Below are 24,273 nucleotides of genomic sequence, written 5' to 3'. Positions count from 1 at the left end.
ATTTCCGCCTACTTTTCTTCGCGTAGAATGCTTAAGGCACTTTCCCTGACAATGTCCAAGCTTGCCAGAAATGAAATCAAAAGACTGAGCCCCGTGATAAGAACAACCGAAGTAAGAGGCTGAATCCACGAAAGCCTGAAGTCACTTTCAAAAATGAACATATTCAGCGAAAAGCTCACAACCACACTGAGCAAAGCCCCCGTTAACGCCGCCAAGAAGGCCAAGAAAGAAAATTCCGCCAGAATAAAGCTTGCGACTTCTCCCCAGGAAGCGCCCAGAATCTTCAGCATGTTCAATTCCCAGCGACGCAACTTGATCTGACTGCGCACGATCGAGAATAAAACGATATATCCCGTTAACAAAGCCAAGGCCGCCATCAATTCCAAAGACCAACTCATGCGCTCGCCCATTTTAAGAACTTCATCCACAGTGCGAACAACATCGACCACAGAGATATTTGAAAACTCCTGAGCAATGGCATTTTGCAATTGAGTTCTTCTCTCATCCCCTAGCGAAGGAATCGCTGCAATAAAAGTTTTCGGAGCTTCATTTAAAACACCGTCTTGAACCAAGATAAAGAAGTTCGGCTGAAAGCTTGTCCACTTGACCTTACGAAGGTTGATGATCTCCCCTTCAACCTCAACTCCTTGAACGTCAAAGACCAGAGTATCACCAATCTTAAAGCCCATGCGCTCCGCAAAACGATACTCCACTGACAGTTCTGCACGAGATTGTTTTTCAGGATTAAAGACTCCCGAAAAAGGACGCCCATCAACGATATTCTCGGTTCCTGAAAGATCCTGACGATACGAAAGATTCACGCCGCGATTTCTAAAGCGAGCATCTCGTTCTTCTTCACGAGTTTTGAACCCTTGAGTTTCGATTTTGCGTTCATAGTCTTGATTATTGACCTTCAAAATCCTTGCACGCACCAAGGGAGAAAGACCCAAAGGTTTTACATCGTTCGTTTCAAGAATCTTTTCCACCCCTGGAAGTTGCTCATCTTGAATATCAAACATAAAGAGCGAAGGAATTTTACTACGACCTTCCACTTGGAATTCCGCCTGAAGAGAATTCTTAAGCTGCGGCAAAATATTGATTAACAAAGCGCCCAAGCCCAAAGCGACAAAGATCGCAAGACTTGCTCCTGCCCGGCGGGAGAGGCTTAAGAAACTGAACTTAAAAAACCAACGGCGAAAGCCTTTGATCGTTCCAGCAAGTTTTACTGTGGCAAAACCAATCACGAGCAAAGCAATGAGCACCGCAACCATAGCGCCGACAAAAATACTTCCGATTTGCCAAGAGTGCGCCTGATAAACTGAGAGGAAATAGAACAGAATCAGGCACGGAATAAATGGCCAGAAACGTCTTTGCCCTTCTCCAACTGAAAACTTCTCTTCACTAAATAGTTTCGCCGCCTTCAGATCAAAGATTTTTACTAAGAAAGGAAGACTGACAACGAAACTTCCAAAAACCGCCATGAACAGGCAAACCAAGAAGGCCTCTAAATTCACATGGGGCTGCAAATTAAACGGCGTAAAGCTCGATAACAATTTGCTTAAAAGAGGTAAAATCAAATTACTAAAAAGCAGTGTCGGCAAAGTTGCGAGCAACCCTAAAAGCGACGCTTGCAGAATATAGACACCGACCGCTTCGCCACTTTGCAACCCCAGGGTTCTCAAGATTGCAATTTCTTTCATACGTGTTGAAAGGAACAGACGATAGATATAAGCCGCTCCCAACGCTGACATGAAAAGAGCGACGATGGAAACAAGCCCCAGATAGTCCGATAGATATCCCAACTGACGGCCTGAATCCTCCCCCGCCGAAGAAGGAGTTTCGACATTGATCGCCGGATCTTGCAAAGCTTGATAAAGATTCTCCTGAAGAACCTCCTCTTGCGTGTTCGCAGGAATTTTAAAGAGATATGCAAGGGAGAACGTACTTCCATACTGCATGAGCCCTGATTGTGGCAGCAGATCACGATTGATAAAAATTCTTGGCGCAAGGCTCATGGCTCGAAAAGTTTGTGTCGCGTCTTTATCAACCAAGTCAGAAATCTGTAAATCTAAATTTCCAACTTTGATTTCATCGCCAACGTCCAAACCGAGCTGCGATTTCAACTCGGGATAAATCCATGCCTTCGGTGCAGAAAGAATTTCCTTCTCTGAACCATTCTGAATGACTTTTCCAGAGCGAAGAACCAGTTCTCCATAAAAAGGATAAGACTTGTCGATGGCTTTCACCAAAACCAGACGCGATCCTTTTTTAGAGCTGATCATCGCAAAGAATTCATAGATCTTAGACTCTTCCGTTCCCGGTGGAAGAACGGCCTGCATTTTTTTTGTTTCTTCTTCCGTCAATTCACGACGGGCGGCCACGGCCATATCTGCTGATAGAATGGACTTTGCATTGGCTTTGATTTGGGTTTCCAAAGCCGTGTTGAAGGCTTGTAAAGAAACAAAACCCGTAAGACCCAAGCTTAAATTAAAAATAAAAAAGAGACCAAAACGCCAGCTACGCAAAAGCTCGCGCAAAGCCAAACGGACTAGCATTAGACTTCCCTCAAATGACCTTCTTCAAGGCGCAAGATGCGTTCACACTTTTTCGCTAAGACTTCACTGTGAGTCACCAGAATCGTCGTGATCTTATGTTTGCGGACGATATCAAAGAAAACATCCATGACCTTATCGCCCGTCTGCGTATCCAAGTTTCCACTGGGCTCATCAGCCAAAAGAATTTTAGGTTTCACCACTAGAGCCCGAGCAATCGCCACACGCTGACACTCACCACCGCTCAACTGACTTGGGAAGTGATTCAAACGATGACCTAATCCCAACTCTTGCAAAGCTTCTTCTGCACGCTCTCGCGGATTTTCCATTTTAAGGATTTCTAAAGCGAGCATGACATTTTCAAGAGCACTCAGATGGGCAATCAAATGATATTGTTGAAACACAATGGCAATATTCTGCGCACGGAACAACGTCATTTCTTGTTCTGTTAGAGGAACCAAATTCACTTTATCCACAAGAATTTCCCCACCATCAGCGCGCTCAAGGCCTGCTAGCAAGGAAAGCAAAGTGGATTTGCCGCTACCCGACTGACCAACGATGGAAACAACTTGGCCCGGCTCAATCGTAACATCCAAACCTTTCAAAACTTGGATTTCCGTTTCGCCTTGGCGGAACCCTTTACGAACGTCGTTCAGGACTAAACTCACAACTCCCCCTTCAAAACTTGGAAGATATTGTCAGCAATAATTTTATGACCGGCTTCATTGGGATGAATTCCGTCTGCCAAATTGTATTTTGGATTTCCACCGACTTTATCCAGAACAAAAGGAATGAAAGTCAGTTTGTACTTCTTCGCGAGCGACTCATACATCTTTTTGAATTTGTCAGTATAAGCCGCCCCGTAGTTTGGAGGCATATAAAGACCACCCAAAATCACACGCACATTTTGCTTCTGCGAATATTCAATCGCCTCTGCCAAATGTTTTTCACTGTCTTCGATTTTAAGTCCACGAAGGCCGTCGTTCGCACCCAGGACAAGCAGCACGGCATCGGGCTTGGACTTGTACAACCACTTCATCCGCGTCACCGCAGAAGCCGTTGTCGAGCCACTGACACCCGAATTAATAACCGTCCACTCTTTCTTGCCAGCCTCATGCAATTTTTTTTCAAGCACAGCAGGATAGGCAGCTTCTTTGGCAACACCAAATCCTTCAGTGAGTGAATCACCCAGCACGATTAATTTTTTTTGCGCAAAAGAAAATGAACACGAAAGAATAATGAGCAGGGAAAAAATAAAAGGTCTCATAGTGTTCCTATGAGACCTTTGAAGATTCGTTATTTCAAGTCTGACTTCGTCAAACTTCTGCCTACGAACTAGAGACTAGTTGCGAGGACCGCGAGGACCACCGCCGAAGCCACCGCCACGACGAGGACCGCCGTCACGACCGCCACCGAAACCACCACGACGAGGACCACCCTCACGAGGAGCTTGTGGACGAGCTTCAGATACGTTGATAGCGCGACCGTTTAGTTCGATACCGTTTGCTTTTTCAATTGCTTGATCAGCAGCAGAGTCATCAGCCATTTCAACAAAGCCGAAACCTTTAGAACGACCTGTTTCTCTGTCCATGATTACTTTTGCAGAATCAACCGCACCGAATTGTGCGAAATGTTGGTGAAGTGCCTCGTCATCGATAGAGTAAGGCAAATTTCCTACGTATAACTTCTTAGCCACAAAGACCTCCTGTGGATTTTTTTTAAACCCGAGGAAGCCTTCGAACAGCAAAAAATCGAGAACACTCACACGGGGAACTTTAACTAAACCTAGGCTAGCACAGCCCAAAAAACGTGCAAGCCCAATTTTACGAGCGCATATTATTATATTGTAAGGGAATCGGAAAACTCCCATTACGTACTAGGCTGATACACGCCTGCAACTCATCAATACTTTTTGACGTAACTTTGATTTTATCGTCCGCGATTGCGGGTTGAACCTTCAACTTGGAGTCCTTAATCAATTTAATCACATCTTTAGCAACTTCGCGGTCAATACCTTGAACCAAGGTGACCTTTTGGCGCAGCATGCGACCGCCGGCCTCTTCCATTTTTTCGAATTTAATCGCCTTAATATCTATGCCGCGGCGGTGAAGTTTGGTTTGTAAAATACTCCCCATAGCTTCCACTTTGTAATCGTCCTCAGCCAGTAAGGTGATTTCCTTTTTGTCCCATTGGATCTCAGCCTTACTGCCTTTGAAGTCATAACGACCTTCGACTTCTTTGCGCGCCTGATTAATAGCGTTGTCCACTTCTTGAGTATCAATTTCTGAAACAATATCAAATGATGGCATGCTACTAACTCCGCTGACTAGTGTCCTGCGTTTCCGTGAAGACCGTGTGGGTGCCCATGCAACACTTCTTCAGTTGTTGCTTCGCGAACCAAAACCATCTCAATGCTGAACTCAAGATCTTGTCCCGCCAAAGGATGATTTCCATCCAATGTCACATGACTGTCTGTGATTTTTGAAACACGCACGATGTGTGCACCATTGCCAAGCTCCAAACGAAGGTGGCTGCCAACTTCCAATTGCGGAAGATGCGCGAGTTCTTCTTTTGGTACTTCCATGAACATGTTGTCTTTCACTTCACCGTAAGCATCTTTTGCAGCAAGTTTAACAACTTTTTTATCGCCTTCTTTAAGGTCTTTGATTTCTTCTTCTAATTTAGGAATGATTTGTCCTGCACCTTCCAAAAATGGAAGTGGTTGTCCGCGCTCAGAAGCATCCAATACGTTTCCATCAGGCCCTTTTAATACATAGTTAAATGCCAAAACTCTTCTCATTTTGATGCTCCTTTTCAATATAGGGGCGGTTTTCCCATTATTGCCCGTCTTAGGCAATCTAAAACGCCCAGTTTCTCTTTAATATTTAACGAGGGGGCTTGAAATGAAACACCGACATTAGTTACAATTAAACAAGTACCTGAGGGGGGAAAGCATGATGCACGTATCCTCACTGAGGTCCTTATTGCTCAACTCTAGTTACGAACCCATGCGGGTTGTAAGTTGGCAAAAGGCCTTGGTTTTGTGGTTTCAGGGTAAGGTAGAGATACTGGAATATCACTCTGCGTTTGCCCGATCTGTCCAACGAAGGTTCCAACTGCCCAGTGTCTTGCGGCTGAAAAGTTACGTACGACCCCGGACATCTAACGCAGTTCGGTTTTGCCGAGAAAACGTTTACATCCGAGATAATTACACCTGTCAGTACTGCAATACCAAACTTCCCGCAAAACAGCTCACTCTTGATCATGTCGTTCCTGCCTCTCAGAACGGCCCCAAAAACTGGACCAACGTCGTTTCTGCCTGCAGAGAATGTAATCAAAGAAAAGCCAACCGAACTCCGCGCACTGCAAATATGCCTTTACTCGCAGAGCCCCGCGCACCAAACTGGTTACCAACACTACAACTTGAGATTAGCGAAGACCATGTGCCCCCTGATTGGGCCCCTTACTTACGGCTTAACACAGGATGATTTTGCAGGATGAGTTTACAGTACGACATCAGAGAAATTACAACCGCCGAAACGCTCCCTTTACGTCAACGAGTTCTAAAACCTTTCTTACGCCCCGACGAATGTATCAACGTCGGGGATGATCTTGTGACTACTTATCATTTCGGTCTTTTTCACGGAGGCAAACTCGTCTCTGTCGCCACTTTTTTACTCGAATCACACCCCGAATTCTCTGCCGGATTTCCTTACCGCCTGCGGGGAATGGCGACAGACGACAAATATCGAGGTCAAGGCTTTGGCCAAAAACTTTTGCGCTACGGAGTCGAGCATCTGCGCACGAAACGCTGTGATCTGCTTTGGTTCAACGCCCGCATTAAAGCATTTCCATTCTATGAAAAACTCGGATTTTACTATCACGGACCACTATTCGAGATGAAAGACATCGGTCCCCATAAAGTCATGTACAAGCCTCTTATTCCCCGATAACCTTCATGTATGAATACGGATGTTCATACACAATTGACCGCAGCTATCACGACGATCATCAGTGAAACCAACGGAATTTCGCTTTCCGACACAATGGATTTGCTGATCTCTTCAGATTTAAAACGACGCAATCCTGAGGCTTTTAAACTCGTCGAAGAGTTTCGTGAGTTGTTGAATCGTTTCCAAATCAACCAAGTCTCGATCAGCGCACTCTTAAAACATCCGATGTCAGCGGCGCTGTCAGAATTCTTCAAGAACTTTCCATTAAAATACAATGAAGAGCATATTCATCTGACAGGTGCGCTCACTGCCGAGTTTATTTATCCTCGTTTGAAAAAACTTTTGGAAGGCCCCCATAAGGAAATCTACGAAGAAAAAATCCGCGAAGTGTACGGCGACAAAGCATTGCCAATTCGTTCTGTTGAAGACGTCGATCGCTTGATTCGTCTTCAGGAAAACGAAGGCTTTTCGCGCTACTTAAAAATTCTCTATCTTCCAAAACTGATTTTTATTTCTCGCGAAGCCCACGCCGAAGCCGCCTATCATATGGCCCATGAGCTTTTTCATAAATACAACGTGGGCCGCGTGCGTTTGAAGTTTTCTTTGTCGCGCTCTACTTCGAGCTCTTCTGAACAAATTCCGGGCATTGACGATGTGACTTCCGAAGACGTTGTTTTGGGGCTCTACGACGGTTTTAGAAAATTCCAGGAACAACATCCACATTTTGATTTTATTCTGTCCCCCTCTTTCCGTAAGGAAGCGAATCACTTTGATGCCGAAAAGTTCTCTAGCCGTCAGGCGCACTTTATGGAGCAGATCAACGAGATCGTGCACATGCTCGATAAATATCCCTTCTTGATTCGCCATATGACGGACGTCGACACTGTCGGCGACGAAAGAGAACTTTACCGCAAAGAACATTTCAACGAAATGCAATCCGGCTTTCGCAAGTTGCAATATCGCGGCTTTAAAATCCGTTCGCATCACGGCGAAACTTGGCACACTTTGAAAAAAGGAATTCAAGCGGTCGACAATGCGATGAACATCTGGCACATCGACACTCTGGAACACGGGATTAGTTTGGGTATTAATCCCAATAAATACTTCCATCGCATTTACCAAGATATTCACGAAAAAAATCAACAGGGCTTGGCGATCACGAACAAAGATCCTTTGTTCCGCGAGTTGTCAGAATTGGACTGGGGATTTAACCGCGACGTCTTAGATAAGTTATTAAATGGGACGAAATTAACTCCGGAAGAAGACATCTTATTCGTCAAAGCAAAGTTCCACACCGCCCGCGAAGTTGAACACTATCAACATGACGTTCTGAATCGCATGATTCAAAAAGGTGTGACTCTTGTTTCTTTACCGTCTTCCAATAATAAGTTGACGGGTAAATTTGAAGACTACAAAGATCATCCGTTTTCATGGTGGGAAAAAAAGGGAGTGCAACTCGGAGTCGGCACGGACAACTACGTGACTCTGAACACCAACTTTATCCATGAAATGTTGATTTTACTTTACACCGACGCCGTAAATCTTAAGATCACCAAGCTACTCATGGTAACAACTGGAGAAACTCGCCGTCCTTACATCAGTCACCTTTTGTGGACGATGAGAAAAAAACTAAGAAAGAACTTCTAGTGACGACAACTGCAAAAAAATCTTCGAAACCCTCTTGGATGCAAACTCTTCGTTCGGTAACTCGTCCCAAGGTTGCTATCATGCTCGCTCTGGGATTTTCTTCCGGCCTGCCCTTCATGTTGGTCGGAAACACTTTGGGATTCTGGTTGCGTGAAAGCGGTATCGCTCTTGCGACGATTGGCTTCTTATCTTGGGTTGGACTTGCGTATTCCCTTAAGTTTTTGTGGGCGCCGCTTATTGATAAAGCCAATGCCCCTTTGATCGGCAAATGGCTGGGGCGTCGCCGCGGTTGGATGGTTTTATCACAAATCCTCATTGCCATTGCCCTCTTTGGAATGTCCGTCATAAAACCTGAAGGTGGATTGGCGCTTTTCATCGGCTTTGCTGCCTTGGCCGCTTTTGCTTCGGCCACTCAAGACATTGTTATTGATGCGTGGAGGATCGAAGTTTCCGATGCCAGTGAAGACATGGCTCTGCTTTCTTCCGCTTATCAATTAGGCTATCGCGCCTCTTTGCTTTTAACGGACGCCTTGATTTTAATTATCGCCGCTGCCATCGGCTGGTCTCTTTCATATTCTTTGATGGGTGCTTTGATGGCTGTGGGTCTCATTGCCACTCTTCTTGCGGTTGAGCCTGGTCGCAATATTACCGCTGGCGAAACAGGAACAGTGTGGAGTCTATCGGGCATTCTTGATGCGCTCACAGGTCCTTTCAATGCATTCTTCAAACAACATGGCAGCAAAGCTCTTTTGATTCTTGCCGCCGTGAGTTTGTATCGTCTTTCTGATTTCATGATGGGACCGATGGCCAATCCTTTTTATGCTGATATCGGAATTACAAAAGAAGCCGTGGGAGCCGTGCGCGGATCTGTCGGTTTGATTGCCTCTGTTGTTGGTGTTGCCGCCGGAGGACTTGCCGCTGTTCGTTTTGGTTTTATCACGACGCTGATGGTGGGCGCGGTTATTGGGCCGGCTTCGAATTTAGGCTTTTCAGTTCTTGCGATGATGGGACCTAGCAATGAAGTTTTTACGGCAGCTATGGTCATTGATAACTTTGCTTCGGGTTTTGCAGGAACAGCGTTGGTTGGTTTCATGTCGAGCTTAACAACTTTTGGATACACTGCGACTCAATACGCCCTCCTCAGTTCTTTTTATGCTTTGTTAGGCAAGGTCCTTAAAGGCTTCTCGGGCGTCATGGTGCAGACTTTTTCTGAGGGTCGCTCATTGATGGAAGGATATGCGTTGTTCTTCTTAAGCACCGCTCTCGTGGGAATACCAGCCTTGCTATTGTGTATCTTGCTAGTTCGAAGCAATAAGGCTGTGGTCAAATAACAACAATCTGCTGTTGGTTTTCCGACTCTTGTCAGTCTTGAGGTTCGTGATAGAATCGACCTCGTTCAAACGAGGTTTCTATGGCAAGCAAGAAGGTCATTATTGTCGGTGGCGGATTTGCTGGAATCAAAGCCGCTAAAGCGTTCGGAAATAAAAAAGATGTTTCCGTCACTCTGATCGATCGTCGTAACTATCATCTTTTCCAACCTTTGCTTTATCAAGTTGCGACGGCGGGACTTTCCCCTGCGGAAATCTCTGGCCCCATTCGCGGAATACTTTCGAAGTATCAAAACATCTCTGTCTTTCTAGATAATGTGAAGTCCGTGGACCTTGCTGAAAAGAAAATCGAAATCACGGATCGCAAAATTGACTATGATTATTTGATCCTCGCTTGCGGAGCAAAACACAGTTACTTCGCTCATCCTGAATGGGAAGAAAATGCGCCAGGGTTAAAGACTCTTGAACAAGCCACAGAAATTCGTCGTCGCCTTTTGATCGCCTTTGAGATGGCAGAAAAAGAAACCAATCCTGAAAAACAAAAACAGCATCTGACTTTTGTTATCGTAGGAGCCGGCCCTACGGGAGTCGAACTTGCCGGAGCCATTGCAGAGATCAGTCGTCACACATTGATGAAAGACTTCCGTCATATTGATCCTTCGCAAACTCGTGTTTTATTAATTGAAGCAGGTTCCAGAATTCTCGCCGCGTTTGATGCGGATCTTTCCCGCAAAGCCGCCCGTGATCTTGAAGATCTGGGAGTGCAGATTTGGACAAACACACGTGTCACTGAAGTGAAAGAAAGTTCTGTGGTCTTAGGTGATGAAGTCGTAAAAGCCTCAACAATCCTTTGGGCTGCCGGAGTTCAACCTTCAAGCTTAAATAAAAGTTTAGGTGTGCCGCTGGATCGTTCAGGACGTGTGATCATCGAAAAAGATTTAAGTCTTAAAGATCATCCCGAAGTCTTTGTTCTTGGCGATCAAGCTTGTTATTTAACTGAGGATGGAAAATCCTTGCCGGGCCTTGCTTCCGTAGCCATGCAACAAGGTGAACATGCGGCTCGTGAAATCTTACACGAAATTGGCGGAAAGCCGCGGACCGACTTTCGCTATCTCGATAAAGGACAAATGGCGACGATCGGGCGCAGAAAAGCCATCGCACAAATACATAATTTAAAATTCAGCGGATTTTTCGCATGGATTTTATGGTTATTTATTCACGTTTATTATCTGATTGGATTTAAAAATAAAATTTTCGTTATCTGGCAATGGGCTTACGCATATTTCACATTTAAGCGTGGCGCTCGATTGATCGTAGATAAAGAATGGCGTTCTCAAAAAATTAAGACGCCTGTATCGTAACACTGGATCTTTTCAAGCCCAGAGGCCCCCCTTAGCCTTTGGGTATGTACTTAACAAATTTTTACTCCATACAGCCGCCCTATCCAAAAAACCAAACTGACGGTCTCAAGTGGCTTGCCGCCGCCTACAAGATCGCTCAGAAGGATCAAGCGTACACAGAAGAGGAATATTCCAAACTTCTACAAAGAGTCGCTTGTTCAGAGTCACAAATAGGAACACGGAAATTCTTCCTGCCTGACTCTCAACACATGGAGTGGGAAAAACAAATTATTTATCCAGTCAAAGAAAGTCCGCGCGGTGTCAGTATGCAACGCCGTCACGAATTCTTTCATAAAGCAGTGAATGATATCTTTGATCAGATCTATGACACTCGACCTTACCCTGATGACATCATTCATGTGAGTTGCACCGGATACATTTCCCCGAGTGCCGCACAGATGGTGGCCGTCCGTGCTCCGAAAACCGTGACGGTCACACACTCTTATCATATGGGTTGTTATGGTGCTTTCCCTGCTTTGCGAATGGCGACGGGATTTTTAAGCAGCACAGATATTTTAGGAAAAAAGAAAGCCGTGGATCTCGTACATACAGAACTTTGCAGTCTGCACTTAAATCCGCAAGATCCGACTTTAGAACAAATGGTGATTCAAAGTCTTTTTGCTGATGGTGCTATCGCTTACTCTATGACGACAGAAAAACCGAAAGAAGGGCTGCGTGTGATTTCACTCTATGAGGAACTTGTTCCTGACACAGCAAACGCCATGGAATGGATGGTTTCTGACTATGGGATGAAGATGACTCTTTCTAAAGACGTTCCGATGATGGTCGGAAAGAAAATTCATGAGTTCACAAGAAGATGGTTGGAGACCCGTGGAGACACTTTAAATCACGTCGTGAAGAATGCTCTTTTTGCCGTGCATCCCGGTGGTCCAAAAATTATCGATCAAGTTGCCAAACAGTTGGAACTTTCTGAAGACCAAGTCAAAGCCAGCCGTGAATTACTAAAAGATCGGGGCAATATGTCGTCAGCAACACTTCCCCATTTGTGGGAAAGACTGATTGAAGACGACAGCGTTCCGTCGGGCACTCCCATTGTGAGTTATGCCTTCGGTCCCGGTCTTACTATCTGTGCGAGTTTAATGGAGAAACTATGAGCGTTTTTTTAGTTGCATCTGCGTTGCAAGGAGCCGCAATTTTATTTGACGAATTCTTTTTTCACCGCAAGCGCGGACTGCCTCGCTGGGAAATCATCGGCCATCCCATTGACACTTTGTCTGTCATCGCGTGTTTGTTGTTTTTAGCTTTGGTTGAAAAAACTCCGACCACTGAAAAAATCTATTTCGGTATGGCTGCATTTTCTTCCCTTCTCGTGACCAAGGACGAATGGGTGCATCGCAAATTCTGCTCGGCCGAAGAGATGTGGTTGCATGCCGTTCTTTTTATGATGCATCCCTTGGTGCTTTACACTGGCTACGTCGAATGGGAAGACCGTCGCCCCGCCTTCCTGGCTGTGGCTGGCGGAGTCTTCGTTTTTTTAGTTTATCAAATCGTGTATTGGAACTTCTTGGAAGTCCGCGCCCGCAAAGCCAAGCAAAAGGCCCACTATGCCCGCGTTCAGCAGGAAGAACTCTATGAATACTTCAGTGAATAATCTGAAAATGAGGCCGAGCCCTTGATTTGCCACAATGCGCTATGTTATCTTGGCTTTTCTTAAAAGTTCCCGTTGCGGAGGGTTGGCCGAGTGGCTGAAGGCGCTCGCTTGGAAAGCGAGTTTACGCCAAAAGCGTAACGCGAGTTCGAATCTCGCATCCTCCGCCATTAATCAAAAGCCACAAAGGGATCTCCTAAATCCTGTTGAGTACTTCCATAGCCTTTTTTTCCTTAATTGCTAGAGTCGCACAAATTTGAGCAGCACTCTTTAGCGGTTCCTCGCTGGATGTTCTTCCTGACTCTTCAATGAGTGCGGCCACATTTCGCCAGTCTTCAGCGATCTCTATAAAAGAAAGATGTGATTGATTCAGGGGTTTAGAATTCAGCAATTTAGAACTCTCGGCCAAAAAGTCGCGATAAAAGCAGCGAAAAATTGAACCTCCCGTTCCTGCCCGTTCCATTAACCGAGACGCTAAGACAAGATCGTCGGGAGTTTTACAAAGTTTCAGCCACGTGGGCAGGGAATGGGCCAGCTTTTCAATCCCAAGAAAGCTCATGCCCTTAAATGCAGGCTTGAGATATGTCCTCGCGTTTTTTCGAATAGCATTTGTAATTGCCTTAGGGAGGTCTATGTCCTTAGACGGTGCTTCAATTGTCCAACTTCTCGCTTTTGCCGACATTGGGCCCTTTTCAAATCGCGCTTTCTCTAGATCAGAAAGGGTGACCTTATGGATGCCGCCTTGCTGTTTCGTATCCACGATCACAGCACGATCTGCCTCAATTCCAAGGCAAGCGACGGCATGTCCAGCAAAATGGATCTTTGAAGAAAAATAATCGAGGTAAAAGGAATCAAGCTGCAAGCCTACCGGAGTACCATTTGCGACGACGTCTAAAATGTTTTCCCGGGCTTTTGTTCGCGAACTAGTCTCTCGGCATTCCAGCTTTAAACCAAGATTGCTGCATAATGCGGTCGTAAGCTCGAATGGCTTACTCCGTCCTCCAACGAATGGAAGATTTAAGGTTTTCAAATTCAAAAAGATAAATCCGAGTCCCTCACCCAAACCAAACATCATGGGTTCTGATAGGTGGATATCGTGATGGTAGAGAAGGTTTCCGGTTGCAGTAGTCTCACAATGCTGGCCTTGAAATACTTCATTTCTCATGTGACCAAAATAATGAATTGGATTCTGAATGTCCATAAACCAAATGATTTTGGCAGGCTTGGTGCGTCGCTAAACTTATGCTCTTTGCCGAAGGCAAGCCAAAGCCGACTAACTCTCCTCCCCATGTCAGAAATCACCACTAAAAAAAATGACCCCAATTTCAAACAGAAATACAGTTCCAATAATAAAGACTCCCCGGAGGCACAATGAGAAAACTAATCGTCATATCATTTCTAACTCTCGATGGAGTGATGCAAGCTCCAGGTGCCAAGGATGAAGATCCCGAAGGCGGCTTTAAGTACGGCGGCTGGCAACTACCATTCATGGAAGATTTCGATAGCGCCATGCTAGACGATATTGGCAAAGCTGGAGCCCTGCTCTTAGGACGCAAAACATATGACATCTTCGCTGCCTACTGGCCAACCACAGGCAAGAGTATGGAATGGTGGGGTGAGTTTATGAACAACGTCACCAAATATGTCGCATCCAATACTCTGAAAAAAACGGAGTGGCAAAATTCGATATTGCTGGAAGGTGATGTTGCTAAAGCTGTGACCAAAATCAAAGAAGAAGCTGGAAATAATATCTATATGTTTGGTAGCGGTGATCTTTGCCAAACCCTCATGCGCCATCATCTTATCGACGAGTATTTCCTGATGATCCATCCGCTGACTCTCGGTGCAGGCAAACGCCTCTTTCATCAGGATGGTCCCAAACAAGATTTTGAGCTTTTAAAATCAAAGACCACTAAGAGCGGCATTCTTGAACTTACTTATAAAGTGAAAAGCTGATCTGACTCGGACAACGAGCTTCCTTACTTTTTTTCGTTCAATTTCACAGCTTCGCGGATCAAGGCCTTCAACGCACGCTCGTCAATCTTTTCGCCTTCATGAAGCCGGTACAGATCATTCCGTTATACTCCCACACCGGAACCCCTCGCCAATTCCATTCTTCAACTACGTCGGGAACGACTTGCTTAATCAGGGCACGGATTCGGGAAAGCACCTCACCACGCCAATCGGCCAACTCCTTGATTCTCGCATCAATAAGCTTGGCTGGAGATAGGTCTTTCTTAGAGCTGACTTTTTTCTTTGTAACGACGTTTTTCTTTATATCATTCATCCCATCACTACGAATGACGTAGCGTCAAGGTGGAGTGTTACCAATACTTCTCCACAGGACGAACTTCAATCGCTCCACCAAGTCGGGCCGCAGGAATCGTTGCGGCCAGCGCCACAGCAGCTTCCATATTCTCTGCCTCAAACACGCTATATCCACCAACACCTTCGGGAAGATAAGTTCCATTTTTCACTTCAATCTTTCCGTCTCGCACTTGAACTGTCTTAGCAACATCCGGTAATCCAAAAGGAAGTCCCGGGCTTAGACCCGCAGTTTTGCTGAACTCCGCATAATCCGCATAGATGCGTTTTTGTTCTTCTGCGGAAAGAGCATTCCAACGATCTGATCCAGGAAGTGGCGTTGTTCCTTGATAAATTAAAAGTACGAATTGCATATTGCCTCCTATAATTTATTAGTTATTTCACCGATTTATGAGATAATTCACGGCAAGCGGAAATCCTTGTCACGTTTTATATCTCACCTTCGTCATAGGGATGACGGATTGGAAAAGACAAACGTGACAAAAAAGAGTGAGAAAATTGAAAATGGAAAAAAAAGACTGGCTGGCAAAACATTTTGAAGAACGTCGCAGTCATTTGAAGGCCATTGCTTATCGAATGCTGGGCTCTGCTGGTGAGGCTGAAGATGCAGTTCAGGAAACTTGGACCAAGCTTTCTCAATCTGAATCAGAACAAATCGAAAACCTAAATGGATGGCTGACAACCGTCGTTGCACGCGTTTGCCTCGATATGCTCCGTTCAAAAAAATCAAAACGCGAAGAATCACTAGATGATGAAATTTATGAAATTCCAAGTGATGGGTCTGATAATCCCGAGACTCACTTTATGCTAGCAGACGCCGTGGGGCCTGCATTGCTCATAGTGCTTGATATGTTGACTCCGGCAGAACGGATCGCTTTTGTTCTTCATGATCTTTTTGATTTATCGTTTGAAGAAATCGCTCCGATTATTGATCGCTCCGAAGAAAACGCAAGACAACTCGCAAGCCGGGCCCGCCGTCGCATCCGAGGAGCAAAAAACTCTCAAGAAGATTCCGAACGCCAACGAGAAGTGATTTCTGCATTTCTGGCTGCTTCAAGAGATGGCAACTTTGAAGCTCTTATCAAATTACTTCATCCCGATGCGACTCTGCGAGCTGATGAAACAGCAGTAAAGATTGCTGAAGCCAATAAAGCCAAAGGAGCACCACAATTTAAGAAAGAAATCAAAGGTGCGAAGAGTGTGGCTGATACAATGAATGGCAAAGCGGCGGCAGCTCAGCTCGCTCTTATCAATGGTCTTACCGGCGCAACGTGGGCTCCGGGAGGAAAACCCGTCGTTGCATTCTGCTTCTCAGTTAAGGACGGAAAGATTTCAGATATTGAGATTGTGATGGATCCGAAAAAATTAAGCACTTTCGACATTGAGATCGCTGAGTCTACGTAGTCGCTACTAAATATTCTTCTCCGCTTGAAGGCTGAAGACCATCGGGTCTACCCGTAAAATAGCGTTGAATAATATCTGCACGAGATACGTGTTTGGCTTCTTTGAAGCCCGCTTCACGGGCAAGTGCGATTGCTTCATTCGGTCTAAAGAAACTGATGAATGGAGTTCCCGCAGCCTTTGCTCGTTCATAGATCATCTCATGTTGAGGACGATCCTCTGGATCGAGAAGATCCAGCGGTAAGATAAAAGTCATCACAAGTGTCGAACCCGGAGCAAGCTGCGCAACTTCGGCCATGGCTGCTTTATTTGCTTCTCTTGTCAGATACATAGAGACTCCGGCAGACGCCACAATGGCCGGTTTGCTTTCATCAAAACCCGAAGCCTTCAGTTTTTTTCTCCAGGATTCCCCCGCTTCGAAATCAACTGGCACAAGGCTCAGATTCTTCGCAATACCTAATCCCGTTTCTATCAACCGCTGACGTTTCCATTCCTGCGTCGCAGGTTGATCGATTTCAAACACACGCAGCTTTGCAGCAACCTCAGGCCGACGCTGCACAAAGGTGTCTATGCCCGCGCCGAGAATAACGTATTGATCAACACCATGATTCATTTGCTCTAAAACCAAATCTTCGATGAAGCGGGCGCGACCCACGATCGAAGCTCGATAACCACGAGTGCCCTGCGGATGCATATCAGGGCGACTCTTCCAGCTTTCATCAGGAGAAATCAGCTGCAATCCGACGACATCTTCCATTACGTGCGGAGATGAATCAATTTGCGCATGCATCGCGCGCCAAAGAGCCACTCGTACTGCTGTGTGATCTGGAACTGTTTTTTGTTGATTAACCATAAGCTCGTTCCCCTAGTTCGTTGGTTTTACCAGATGTTTAAGTTGCAGGTAATAGAACTTTAACAGTCGTTCCCTGGCCAATACTGGAACTGATAGAGATTTTGCCATGCAGTTTATCCACAAAGCCCATGGTAAAATGCATACCCAGTCCAAAGCCTTCACTGCCCATTGGCTTTTTGGAGTCACGACTTAAAATTGAATTTACTACTTCTAAACTCATGCCGCGTCCCGAATCGGAGATTGATATCTCAATTTCATTTCCCGAAGAAAGCAAAGACACATCCACATAAGAACTTGGAAAACTATAGCGAACAGCATTGGATAAAAGATTTCTAAATATCGCCTCGATCATAAAACGCGACGATTTCACGACGAGTCCTGACGTTACAATATTTTTTCGCAACTGAATTTCTTTTTGAAGAATCTGCGGTGTCAACTGTGCCCAAGCCGCATCCAGGCAAGCTTCAAGATCGACGTTATCAGCATGGTCTTCGTCACTACTCCAAGCCAAAATATTTCTTAGCAAAGACACTGCGCCTGAACTGGCTTGTTGAATTTTCTCGAGTCGTGTCGCCAACTCTGTCTCTTGTCGCTCTTCGGCTATTTCACGAGTGCCATGCAAAAGAATATTCACGGAAGACAATGCTCCCGTCATATCATGCGAGAGCACGGTTTGAATTCTTCTATTAAATTCAGTCATGCGCAAAATTTCGGAATTCAGTTCTCTTAGAATCGCATTACTTTCCTCAAGATCTTGATTCAATTCCATGATGGGATGGACGTCATTAAGAACATACACCGAAGCAGTTTGCTCTCCCCCGCTCACTTTGATGGCGTGATAGAAAACTTGGTGAATTCTTCCGGCGTACTCCACCGTTTCTGAGTTCGCCGTTAATTTTGCAAGCTGCGGGAATTGACGAGCTGGTTTTCCCAGATCAGAAGGACCCAATTGAAGTAACTTGCTAGCAGCATTGTTTAAATCCCAAAGTTCATTTTGTGCTGTCAGCGTAATCACGGGATTTGGAAGATTTCTAAATACTCGCTCTTGCGCCAAGGTTTTAATGTCCAAAAACTCGTGTCTTCTGACGGCAAAGTAGAACATCATCACCATGGGCCAAGAGTAAGCAACGCTCAATTGCATCAGAAGCATGTCTTTGACGTAATAACGCGCATACATTTCCAAGGACATATGCACACTGCTGCCTAAAGCAAAGAGAATTGCATAACGACGCTTAATTCCTCTCTCTTTGATAGCCGTATGAACATACATAATATAAAGACTGCTAACGCAAACAAGAGTAAAAGCGAAGAAAACGCGAATCACTGGTCCAAAAGTATAAGACAAAAATCCACGCCCGGAGGGCATCTCAGCAAAGTTATAAAAGACCCAGTGTTCTGCATAAGAAAAGTTTAAAATGGAAGAGGCAGCCGCAAAAATCGTTAGGGCTGGAATGATGTAGATAACAACCGCCCACTTTTTCCATTTTTCCCATTGGTCACGATAAAAAACCATCAAACCCATCACCACCCAATTAGGCGGAGTGATGGCGACGACAAGAGGTCGCAATCGGGTTAATAACACCCGGGATTCAAAATCCGGAATTGCAAATATACATAAAAGCCAAAAGGTCCACAGAATAAAGGCGACTTGGTTTATCAACAAGAGCCGATGCATGAGAGAGTGACGATAAGGCCAAAGCCTCACCGCCAAAGTTGAACAAAGCATTAATGTCACAATAAGAGAGACATATGTTATAAAAAACATGACAACTATATTCACACGTTTCATAAAGACGTTCAAGCGGAGGAAATATGCGCGCACGAGTAAAAAAGATCGACGGACACCATTTCCAATTTGAAGTTCGCGGCATGCATGGGGACATTGATGTCACCCCGCCCGAAGTGACACCCCAGGGACCAACTCCTAAGGAGTTATTGCTTTCAGCTCTTTGCGCCTGCACGGGGACTGACGTGATTGATCTGCTTGCGAAGTTTCAGGTCGCATATGACAGTTTGGAATTAGAAGCCAAAGCTCCTCTTACTGATAAGCATCCGAAAGTCTTTTCTCGTATCGATCTTAGTTACCTCGTCAAAGGTTCATCCATTGATGCAACAAAAGTTATAGAGGCTGCTAAACGCTCGACGCACCAATATAGCGGGACAGCCGCTATGCTTTCCAAAGCTTGTCCGATTTTTTACACCGTTCATGTAAATGGCGAAAAAGTGGCGGAAGACCACGTTCGTTTCGAATAACCGGAAGATTATTTTTCCACGAAGGCCTTAAGTCTTCCTAAGGCTTGGTCCCACTGACTTGAAACCAAATCTAAATATTCTTGAATGTCCCGAAGGGGCTGAGGATTGAGTTCAAAAAGTGTTTCACGCCCCGAGCGCACACTTTCAACAAGTCCCACGCCTTGCAACACTCGCAAGTGTTTGGTGATAGCTTGGCGAGTGACCTTGGAACCTTCGGTCAGATCCGAAATAGAATGAGTTTCTCCATCAATAAGTTTTTTTACTAAATGCAGACGGGTTTCATCGCCGAGAGCCGCAAAGATCGGAGCATGGGTCTGGATCTTTGCGGCTGCTCCACTAAGATTTTTGCGCAAGGTAGGCCTCGATATTCTTCATTTGCTCTGTCCAGCCGCCATCATTCATTCGGAACGCCATAGAACGGCGATCCGCTGGAACTTTATCAAAACCGGATTCTGTGAGAGTCAATAATGTTCCCGTCGCTGTTTTTTCTAAACGAAACTCAACAAGCGTTGGTGTTTCTTGCGAATAATCTATGTCAGGCTCTATGGCATAAGGATGCCAAGTGAATGAAAATAACTTTTCTGGTTCCATTTTCTGAACAACGGCTTCCCACTTAAGATGCTCGTACCCAGGATAGGTAATATATCCCACCGAAGTTTTTCCAGGCGAAAAGGGGGCTTCTAGTTTTACGCGAAACCATTCGCCGAATTCGCGATGATCCGTGAGGGCCTGCCACACGCGGGAAATGGAAGCCTTAAGTTCAATCTTCTTTTCGATACGATTTTCCATACGCAACCTCTTGGTTGCATAGTATATCCACCCTATTTTAAATGCAACCAAATAGTTGCCTTTTGTGTGAGCACACAAACATCAAGAACCCTTGAAAACAATTAAACCAAGTATAATCAGATACTTATGCATCCATCAAAAACACTCTTGCGGACCCGCTAATTAAGGATATATAATATCCTTAATTAGAAATGAGGTCTGCCATGAGCATTCGTTTAAACTACCCGCAACTTTCTTCTGAGTCTTATCAAAGTCTTCTCGAGTTAGAAAAAACACAGTACACGTCTTCAATAGACAACAACCTCCGCGATCTGGTGAAAATTCGCGTGTCACAAATCAACGGTTGTCTGTTCTGTTTGGATCTTCACAGCAAACAAGCACGCACCCACGGCGAGCGAGAACTAAGACTTCACCATCTCGCTCTTTGGCATGAGTCGAATCTTTTCACCGAAAAAGAAAAAGCGGCCTTGGAGTGGGCGGAGCTTCTGACAAGCATTGATCCAAAAGGAGTTTCGAACGCTCAATTTGACAGAGCGAGAACTTTCTTCTCTGAAAAAGAGCTTTCTGATTTGACCTTTACCATTGGTATTATAAATATGTGGAATCGTTTCGGTGTCGCCTTCAGAAACGAAGCAGGTTCTTTAGACAAACTTTTCGGCGTCGATAAAATAGGATTGGTGTAATGGTTCTTCGCAATCAAGTCGAATGGGCTCTTCATTGTTGTAGTGTACTGAGCGGGCTTCCACCCGATCAGTACATTTCAACCAAAGATTTGGCGGAGTTCCATGGAGTTCCTAAAGAGTATCTATCCAAGGCCCTGCAAGCCCTAGCCCAAGCAGGCCTTGTGGATACTACTCTTGGCCCTACCGGAGGGTATCGACTTGCAAAGAGTCCTAAAGACATTTCTTTTTTAGACATCGTAGAAGCAGTTGAAGGAACGCGTAGAACCTTCAACTGCATGGAAATTCGCAGAAACAATCCTTGTCTGAAAAAGTCCGACAAAATTTCAGGCGTCTGCGTGATCGCTAAAGTGATGAATCGCGCCGACGACGCCTGGAGAAAAGAACTTCAAGCGATGAACTTAGAAATGCTCGGAAAAGATCTTGCAGAGTCTGTTCCTCAAGAAACGCTTCAACGAGGCCTAGACTGGCTTCTGTCGAAGCGCTCTTAATTTCAATATACTAAATAAAAATACCACCCGAGGCTTCGATTCTCTGCGCATTCACCCAACGAGTTTCTTCCGACAAAAGATGCGCCACTAACAATCCGATGTCATCGGCTTCACCCACTCTTCCCAACGCAGTTTGTGAAGCGAGAAATCCGTTCATATTTTTGTCATCTCTCACCCGACCTCCACCAAAATCCGTCTCAATCGGGCCAGGTGCCACAACATTCACCGTGATTCCGCGAGACCCCAGCTCTTTCGCCATATAGCGAGTCAGTACTTCGACAGCTCCCTTCAGGGCGCCGTAAACGGAATATCCAGGAATTGCAAAACGAGCCAGGCCCGATGAGAAATTAATAATGCGTCCGCCGTCGTTTATAAGTGGTAAAAGTTTCTGACTTAAAAAATACGGTCCCTTGAGATGAATATTCATCAGTTCGTCAAATTGCGCTTCTGTAAATTCAGCAAATGGCGCATTAATACCAATTCCTGCGTTATTCACTAGGTAGTCAAAAGTTTTGGTATTCCAATTGCTTTGTAAGAGTGTTTGTACATTTCTAACAAACCCTGCGAAGGTATCGCTTTTCCCTACATCTAATTGAAGAGCCACAGCCTTTCCACCGCCACCAATGATCTCGGAAACCACCTTTTCAGCCTCCTCTTTTTTGCTATTGTAAGTCAGAATAACACCGACACCTTTCTTTGCTAAAGCCAATGCTGTGCTTTTTCCCAAGCCACGACTGCCACCAGTCACCAATGCGATTTTCATAATGTCTCCTTTGATAAGATCGTTCCTATGGCTTAAGAATAACTGTTCTGATATATTTGATAAATACGGTGTTTTTGATAACACTGTTCAAAAATAACGAACAATATTAGAGGGAACCCTAATGGATCGTTTGGAAAGTATGCAAATCTTTGTACAAGTCGCAGACCTTGCCAGCTTCACGAAAGCAGCCGAAAGCCTGAGTCTGCCAAAGGCCACTATCTCCACCAGTATTCAACAACTCGAAACTTTATTGGGAGCTCGCCTTCTCCATCGTACGACCCGCAAAGTACAAATGACTCAAGACGGACTTAATTTCTATGAACGCTGCAAGGATCTTCTAGCTGATGTCGAAGATGTGGAATCGATGTTTCGCGCAAGCTCTGAAAACGTCACAGGTCGCATTCGTGTCGACATGGGTGTCGGTGTCGCACGAAACCTGGTTCTTCCCCGCTTGCCTGAGTTTCTTAAAAAATATCCGGGCGTTGAAATAGAGTTCAGCTGTTCAGATCGGAAAGTGGATTTGATTCGGGAGGGTTTCGATTGCGTGGTGCGTGTAGGAAGCCTTGGAGATTCCGGCTTGATTGCACGCCACTTAGGGAAATTGACTCTGGTTAATTGCGCAAGCCCTTCTTACATAGAAGACCATGGCAAACCAAAGAAACTTGAGGATCTCAAAGATCATTATCTTATTCACTATGTTTCGACTTTGGGAACGAAACCTGACGGGTTTGAATACTTTGACGGGGAAAAATATCGCTCAATAAAAATGAATGCCAGCATCACCGTAAATAATACGGATGCCTACACCTCCGCTTGCCTTGCGGGCTTAGGGATTATTCAAGTTCCCTATGTCGGAGCCAAAACACTTTTGAAGGACGGACGATTGATTGAGATTCTTCCCAAATTCAAGGCCGACCCCATGCCAGTGTCATTGGTTTACCCTCACAGAAGAAATCTTGCCAAAAGAGTTCAACTCTTTATGGATTGGGTCGAAGGCCTGATGAGGTCCTATGTTGAATAGGATTATTTTATCAGCTTCTTGCCGCAATCAGTGCAAAACAGACTGCGGTTCTTGCGAAGATATTGATGTTTGGCTTCATCACATTGACCAATCAAGGAAGAGTTGAAAAGCTCCCCACAGTTTGGACAGTATTTGACTCGGGCATTTGATTTTCCGTGATTCATGTTCGGACAGCGTGTTTTTGTCATTAGTTTCGCAATACTTTCAGTTTAAGAAAAGAAAAAAGCCGCCATGAAAACGACGGCTTTCCAGAAGATCTAAAAAGATTTGCTTAGTAAGATTTGCGTGACGTAAATCTGCCACGAGAGTTGTTCTCGCGAGACTCTTGAGGTTTCGCCTCAGAGATATTCATTGCACGACCACTCAACTCCATACCATTAAGTTTCGAGATAGCTGTTTGAGCTTCACCGTCTGCTGACATCTCAACAAATGCAAAACCTTTGCTACGGCCCGTTTCGCGATCTGTGATGACGTTTGCCGAGTCCACAGTTCCGAAGTCAGAAAAAAGTGTTGCTAGTTGGTTTGAATCCACTGTGTAGGCAAGATTTCCTACGTATAATTTTTTTCCCATTGATGCCTCCATTAAAAGCCTAGGGGCCATTCACAACAGACAAAAGGACATCTAATGAAGGATGAGAACGACATGTATCCCCACTAGAACACCGATAGCTGATAATAGATACATCAATAAAATTACTAGACTGGAATATACCTTCAAGTCGATCACCGCAGCTTTGATCATAAAAATAAACTCGACCCCTATAATCATTTCGCAGTTGAACATGCTTCCTAACATTCTCTGCTGATCGGTGCGATGCATTTTCTCAACTTCACTGAATAGAGCTTTCCTTTGAGGGATCGAGATTTAGTATTTGAGAGCGCAATTCATTTAACGAAAGGACAAATCATGAAGCATTTATTTTTTGCGACACTTTTAGCCCTTACATTCAGTGGACCTTTTGCGAGCGCCGATAAAGACAAGATGGGAAAAATGCCTAAGATGGAATGGACCAATGTTCAACGCGAAAACATGGCGAAAATGCATGAGAATATGGCGACCTGTTTACGCACAAACAAAGCCGTGAATGATTGTCGAGCTGAGATGAAAACTTCATGCAAAGAAATGGGTAAAGAGGCCTGCCCTATGATGGATAAAAAAGGCCGTCATGGAATGATGGAAGAGTAAATCGACACTCTACGAGAAGCTC

28 protein-coding genes, 1 tRNA gene and 1 pseudogene are annotated in these 24,273 nt (G+C 45.0%); 15 read left to right on the top strand and 15 right to left on the bottom strand.

Annotated elements, in window-relative coordinates:
- Window positions 1-8 precede the first annotated feature (8 nt).
- The 6 genes from ACL934_RS01925 to ACL934_RS01900 form a co-directional block, all read right to left on the bottom strand.
- Window positions 9-2,555 (bottom strand): ABC transporter permease, encoded by a 2,547-nt coding sequence (locus ACL934_RS01925; protein ID WP_374077163.1) that lies wholly within the window; start codon window positions 2,553-2,555, stop codon window positions 9-11.
- Window positions 2,555-3,220, bottom strand: a complete 666-nt coding sequence (locus ACL934_RS01920; protein WP_374077161.1) for an ABC transporter ATP-binding protein — start codon at window positions 3,218-3,220, stop codon at window positions 2,555-2,557. The genes ACL934_RS01925 and ACL934_RS01920 overlap by 1 nt, the downstream gene beginning before the upstream one ends.
- Window positions 3,217-3,819 (bottom strand): arylesterase, encoded by a 603-nt coding sequence (locus tag ACL934_RS01915; RefSeq protein WP_374077160.1) that lies wholly within the window; start codon window positions 3,817-3,819, stop codon window positions 3,217-3,219. Before ACL934_RS01915 ends, ACL934_RS01920 begins: the two co-directional genes overlap by 4 nt.
- Window positions 3,820-3,894: 75 nt before the next feature.
- Window positions 3,895-4,248, bottom strand: coding sequence for an RNA recognition motif domain-containing protein (locus ACL934_RS01910; protein WP_374077159.1), 354 nt, complete (start codon window positions 4,246-4,248; stop codon window positions 3,895-3,897).
- Window positions 4,249-4,375: 127 nt separating this feature from the next.
- Window positions 4,376-4,861 carry a YajQ family cyclic di-GMP-binding protein gene (locus ACL934_RS01905; RefSeq protein WP_374077157.1) on the bottom strand — a complete coding sequence of 162 codons (486 nt, stop codon included), beginning with the start codon at window positions 4,859-4,861 and terminating at the stop codon, window positions 4,376-4,378.
- Window positions 4,862-4,878: 17 nt separating this feature from the next.
- Window positions 4,879-5,352: an FKBP-type peptidyl-prolyl cis-trans isomerase gene (locus tag ACL934_RS01900; protein WP_374077155.1), complete on the bottom strand. Its 474-nt coding sequence runs from the start codon at window positions 5,350-5,352 to the stop codon at window positions 4,879-4,881.
- 154 nt (window positions 5,353-5,506) lie between these two features.
- Here ACL934_RS01900 and ACL934_RS01895 point away from each other — a divergent pair, with 154 nt between their 5' ends.
- The 8 genes from ACL934_RS01895 (at window position 5,507) to ACL934_RS01860 (ending at window position 12,659) form a co-directional block, all read left to right on the top strand.
- On the top strand, window positions 5,507-6,040 hold the full coding sequence (locus ACL934_RS01895) for an HNH endonuclease (RefSeq protein WP_374077153.1): 534 nt from the start codon (window positions 5,507-5,509) through the stop codon (window positions 6,038-6,040).
- 9 nt (window positions 6,041-6,049) lie between these two features.
- On the top strand, window positions 6,050-6,505 hold the full coding sequence (locus ACL934_RS01890) for a GNAT family N-acetyltransferase (protein WP_374077152.1): 456 nt from the start codon (window positions 6,050-6,052) through the stop codon (window positions 6,503-6,505).
- A gap of 9 nt (window positions 6,506-6,514) precedes the next feature.
- A complete protein-coding gene (locus ACL934_RS01885) occupies window positions 6,515-8,152 on the top strand; it encodes a hypothetical protein (RefSeq protein ID WP_413612959.1) in 1,638 nt (545 codons plus the stop codon).
- Window positions 8,153-8,190: 38 nt separating this feature from the next.
- A complete protein-coding gene (locus ACL934_RS01880; RefSeq protein WP_374080416.1) occupies window positions 8,191-9,483 on the top strand; it encodes an AmpG family muropeptide MFS transporter in 1,293 nt (430 codons plus the stop codon).
- Between the two features lie 80 nt (window positions 9,484-9,563).
- A complete protein-coding gene (locus ACL934_RS01875; protein WP_374077146.1) occupies window positions 9,564-10,841 on the top strand; it encodes an NAD(P)/FAD-dependent oxidoreductase in 1,278 nt (425 codons plus the stop codon).
- A gap of 44 nt (window positions 10,842-10,885) precedes the next feature.
- Window positions 10,886-11,995 (top strand): 3-oxoacyl-[acyl-carrier-protein] synthase III C-terminal domain-containing protein, encoded by a 1,110-nt coding sequence (locus ACL934_RS01870; RefSeq protein WP_374077144.1) that lies wholly within the window; start codon window positions 10,886-10,888, stop codon window positions 11,993-11,995.
- Window positions 11,992-12,492, top strand: coding sequence for a hypothetical protein (locus tag ACL934_RS01865; protein WP_374077142.1), 501 nt, complete (start codon window positions 11,992-11,994; stop codon window positions 12,490-12,492). Before ACL934_RS01870 ends, ACL934_RS01865 begins: the two co-directional genes overlap by 4 nt.
- A 76-nt stretch (window positions 12,493-12,568) precedes the next feature.
- Window positions 12,569-12,659: transfer RNA gene (locus tag ACL934_RS01860), tRNA-Ser, on the top strand.
- A gap of 26 nt (window positions 12,660-12,685) precedes the next feature.
- Here ACL934_RS01860 and ACL934_RS01855 read toward each other — a convergent pair.
- Complete coding sequence (locus ACL934_RS01855; RefSeq protein ID WP_374077140.1) at window positions 12,686-13,690, bottom strand: BtrH N-terminal domain-containing protein; 1,005 nt, start codon at window positions 13,688-13,690, stop codon at window positions 12,686-12,688.
- 170 nt (window positions 13,691-13,860) lie between these two features.
- On the opposite strand from ACL934_RS01855, the gene ACL934_RS01850 reads away from it, so the two are divergent.
- Complete coding sequence (locus ACL934_RS01850) at window positions 13,861-14,445, top strand: dihydrofolate reductase family protein (protein ID WP_374077138.1); 585 nt, start codon at window positions 13,861-13,863, stop codon at window positions 14,443-14,445.
- Window positions 14,446-14,468: 23 nt separating this feature from the next.
- Here ACL934_RS01850 and ACL934_RS01845 read toward each other — a convergent pair.
- Window positions 14,469-14,767: pseudogene (locus tag ACL934_RS01845) on the bottom strand (DUF1801 domain-containing protein).
- 46 nt (window positions 14,768-14,813) lie between these two features.
- Window positions 14,814-15,167 (bottom strand): YciI family protein, encoded by a 354-nt coding sequence (locus tag ACL934_RS01840; protein WP_374077136.1) that lies wholly within the window; start codon window positions 15,165-15,167, stop codon window positions 14,814-14,816.
- A gap of 151 nt (window positions 15,168-15,318) precedes the next feature.
- Here ACL934_RS01840 and ACL934_RS01835 point away from each other — a divergent pair, with 151 nt between their 5' ends.
- Window positions 15,319-16,218, top strand: coding sequence for a sigma-70 family RNA polymerase sigma factor (locus ACL934_RS01835; protein ID WP_374077134.1), 900 nt, complete (start codon window positions 15,319-15,321; stop codon window positions 16,216-16,218).
- Here ACL934_RS01835 and ACL934_RS01830 read toward each other — a convergent pair.
- A complete protein-coding gene (locus tag ACL934_RS01830) occupies window positions 16,211-17,068 on the bottom strand; it encodes a class I SAM-dependent methyltransferase (RefSeq protein WP_374077132.1) in 858 nt (285 codons plus the stop codon). The two genes, ACL934_RS01835 and ACL934_RS01830, sit on opposite strands and share 8 nt — an antisense overlap.
- Window positions 17,069-17,105: 37 nt before the next feature.
- A complete protein-coding gene (locus ACL934_RS01825) occupies window positions 17,106-18,833 on the bottom strand; it encodes an ATP-binding protein (protein WP_413612958.1) in 1,728 nt (575 codons plus the stop codon).
- 47 nt (window positions 18,834-18,880) lie between these two features.
- Here ACL934_RS01825 and ACL934_RS01820 point away from each other — a divergent pair, with 47 nt between their 5' ends.
- Complete coding sequence (locus ACL934_RS01820) at window positions 18,881-19,321, top strand: OsmC family protein (RefSeq protein WP_374077130.1); 441 nt, start codon at window positions 18,881-18,883, stop codon at window positions 19,319-19,321.
- Window positions 19,322-19,329: 8 nt separating this feature from the next.
- On the opposite strand, the gene ACL934_RS01815 is transcribed toward ACL934_RS01820, so the two are convergent.
- Window positions 19,330-19,674, bottom strand: coding sequence for an ArsR/SmtB family transcription factor (locus ACL934_RS01815; protein WP_374077128.1), 345 nt, complete (start codon window positions 19,672-19,674; stop codon window positions 19,330-19,332).
- Entirely contained in the window at window positions 19,658-20,110 is a 453-nt protein-coding gene (locus tag ACL934_RS01810; RefSeq protein ID WP_374077126.1) for an SRPBCC family protein, read from the bottom strand. The genes ACL934_RS01815 and ACL934_RS01810 overlap by 17 nt, the downstream gene beginning before the upstream one ends.
- Window positions 20,111-20,313: 203 nt before the next feature.
- Here ACL934_RS01810 and ACL934_RS01805 point away from each other — a divergent pair, with 203 nt between their 5' ends.
- Both ACL934_RS01805 and ACL934_RS01800 read left to right on the top strand, forming a co-directional pair.
- Window positions 20,314-20,793, top strand: a complete 480-nt coding sequence (locus ACL934_RS01805; protein WP_374077124.1) for a carboxymuconolactone decarboxylase family protein — start codon at window positions 20,314-20,316, stop codon at window positions 20,791-20,793.
- Complete coding sequence (locus tag ACL934_RS01800; RefSeq protein WP_374077123.1) at window positions 20,793-21,281, top strand: RrF2 family transcriptional regulator; 489 nt, start codon at window positions 20,793-20,795, stop codon at window positions 21,279-21,281. The genes ACL934_RS01805 and ACL934_RS01800 overlap by 1 nt, the downstream gene beginning before the upstream one ends.
- Before the next feature lie 10 nt (window positions 21,282-21,291).
- Here ACL934_RS01800 and ACL934_RS01795 read toward each other — a convergent pair whose 3' ends face one another.
- Window positions 21,292-22,044, bottom strand: a complete 753-nt coding sequence (locus ACL934_RS01795) for an SDR family oxidoreductase (protein ID WP_374077121.1) — start codon at window positions 22,042-22,044, stop codon at window positions 21,292-21,294.
- 121 nt (window positions 22,045-22,165) lie between these two features.
- Between ACL934_RS01795 and ACL934_RS01790 the strand changes: the two genes are divergently transcribed.
- On the top strand, window positions 22,166-23,065 hold the full coding sequence (locus ACL934_RS01790) for a LysR family transcriptional regulator (protein WP_374077119.1): 900 nt from the start codon (window positions 22,166-22,168) through the stop codon (window positions 23,063-23,065).
- Between the two features lie 271 nt (window positions 23,066-23,336).
- On the opposite strand, the gene ACL934_RS01785 is transcribed toward ACL934_RS01790, so the two are convergent.
- Complete coding sequence (locus tag ACL934_RS01785; RefSeq protein ID WP_374077118.1) at window positions 23,337-23,636, bottom strand: RNA recognition motif domain-containing protein; 300 nt, start codon at window positions 23,634-23,636, stop codon at window positions 23,337-23,339.
- Between the two features lie 336 nt (window positions 23,637-23,972).
- On the opposite strand from ACL934_RS01785, the gene ACL934_RS01780 reads away from it, so the two are divergent.
- A complete protein-coding gene (locus ACL934_RS01780) occupies window positions 23,973-24,251 on the top strand; it encodes a hypothetical protein (RefSeq protein WP_374077116.1) in 279 nt (92 codons plus the stop codon).
- Window positions 24,252-24,273: the final 22 nt, after the last annotated feature.

Origin of the sequence: Bdellovibrio sp. HCB-110, assembly GCF_047323225.1 — a bacterium.
Classification (GTDB): Bacteria; Bdellovibrionota; Bdellovibrionia; order Bdellovibrionales; family Bdellovibrionaceae; genus Bdellovibrio.
The sequence above is the reverse complement of the archived record's forward strand: the minus strand, read 5'-3'. Positions and strand labels throughout refer to the sequence as shown.

Coding starts and splice junctions, on each gene's coding strand:
- ACL934_RS01925 (WP_374077163.1), bottom strand. CDS start 2,555: ATGCTAGTCCGTTTGGCTTTGCGCGAGCTTTTGCGTAGCTGGCGTTTT.
- ACL934_RS01915 (WP_374077160.1), bottom strand. CDS start 3,819: ATGAGACCTTTTATTTTTTCCCTGCTCATTATTCTTTCGTGTTCATTT.
- ACL934_RS01905 (WP_374077157.1), bottom strand. CDS start 4,861: ATGCCATCATTTGATATTGTTTCAGAAATTGATACTCAAGAAGTGGAC.
- ACL934_RS01900 (WP_374077155.1), bottom strand. CDS start 5,352: ATGAGAAGAGTTTTGGCATTTAACTATGTATTAAAAGGGCCTGATGGA.
- ACL934_RS01895 (WP_374077153.1), top strand. CDS start 5,507: ATGATGCACGTATCCTCACTGAGGTCCTTATTGCTCAACTCTAGTTAC.
- ACL934_RS01890 (WP_374077152.1), top strand. CDS start 6,050: ATGAGTTTACAGTACGACATCAGAGAAATTACAACCGCCGAAACGCTC.
- ACL934_RS01885 (WP_413612959.1), top strand. CDS start 6,515: ATGAATACGGATGTTCATACACAATTGACCGCAGCTATCACGACGATC.
- ACL934_RS01880 (WP_374080416.1), top strand. CDS start 8,191: ATGCAAACTCTTCGTTCGGTAACTCGTCCCAAGGTTGCTATCATGCTC.
- ACL934_RS01875 (WP_374077146.1), top strand. CDS start 9,564: ATGGCAAGCAAGAAGGTCATTATTGTCGGTGGCGGATTTGCTGGAATC.
- ACL934_RS01870 (WP_374077144.1), top strand. CDS start 10,886: ATGTACTTAACAAATTTTTACTCCATACAGCCGCCCTATCCAAAAAAC.
- ACL934_RS01865 (WP_374077142.1), top strand. CDS start 11,992: ATGAGCGTTTTTTTAGTTGCATCTGCGTTGCAAGGAGCCGCAATTTTA.
- ACL934_RS01855 (WP_374077140.1), bottom strand. CDS start 13,690: ATGGACATTCAGAATCCAATTCATTATTTTGGTCACATGAGAAATGAA.
- ACL934_RS01850 (WP_374077138.1), top strand. CDS start 13,861: ATGAGAAAACTAATCGTCATATCATTTCTAACTCTCGATGGAGTGATG.
- ACL934_RS01840 (WP_374077136.1), bottom strand. CDS start 15,167: ATGCAATTCGTACTTTTAATTTATCAAGGAACAACGCCACTTCCTGGA.
- ACL934_RS01835 (WP_374077134.1), top strand. CDS start 15,319: ATGGAAAAAAAAGACTGGCTGGCAAAACATTTTGAAGAACGTCGCAGT.
- ACL934_RS01830 (WP_374077132.1), bottom strand. CDS start 17,068: ATGGTTAATCAACAAAAAACAGTTCCAGATCACACAGCAGTACGAGTG.
- ACL934_RS01825 (WP_413612958.1), bottom strand. CDS start 18,833: ATGTTTTTTATAACATATGTCTCTCTTATTGTGACATTAATGCTTTGT.
- ACL934_RS01820 (WP_374077130.1), top strand. CDS start 18,881: ATGCGCGCACGAGTAAAAAAGATCGACGGACACCATTTCCAATTTGAA.
- ACL934_RS01810 (WP_374077126.1), bottom strand. CDS start 20,110: ATGGAAAATCGTATCGAAAAGAAGATTGAACTTAAGGCTTCCATTTCC.
- ACL934_RS01805 (WP_374077124.1), top strand. CDS start 20,314: ATGAGCATTCGTTTAAACTACCCGCAACTTTCTTCTGAGTCTTATCAA.
- ACL934_RS01800 (WP_374077123.1), top strand. CDS start 20,793: ATGGTTCTTCGCAATCAAGTCGAATGGGCTCTTCATTGTTGTAGTGTA.
- ACL934_RS01795 (WP_374077121.1), bottom strand. CDS start 22,044: ATGAAAATCGCATTGGTGACTGGTGGCAGTCGTGGCTTGGGAAAAAGC.
- ACL934_RS01790 (WP_374077119.1), top strand. CDS start 22,166: ATGGATCGTTTGGAAAGTATGCAAATCTTTGTACAAGTCGCAGACCTT.
- ACL934_RS01785 (WP_374077118.1), bottom strand. CDS start 23,636: ATGGGAAAAAAATTATACGTAGGAAATCTTGCCTACACAGTGGATTCA.
- ACL934_RS01780 (WP_374077116.1), top strand. CDS start 23,973: ATGAAGCATTTATTTTTTGCGACACTTTTAGCCCTTACATTCAGTGGA.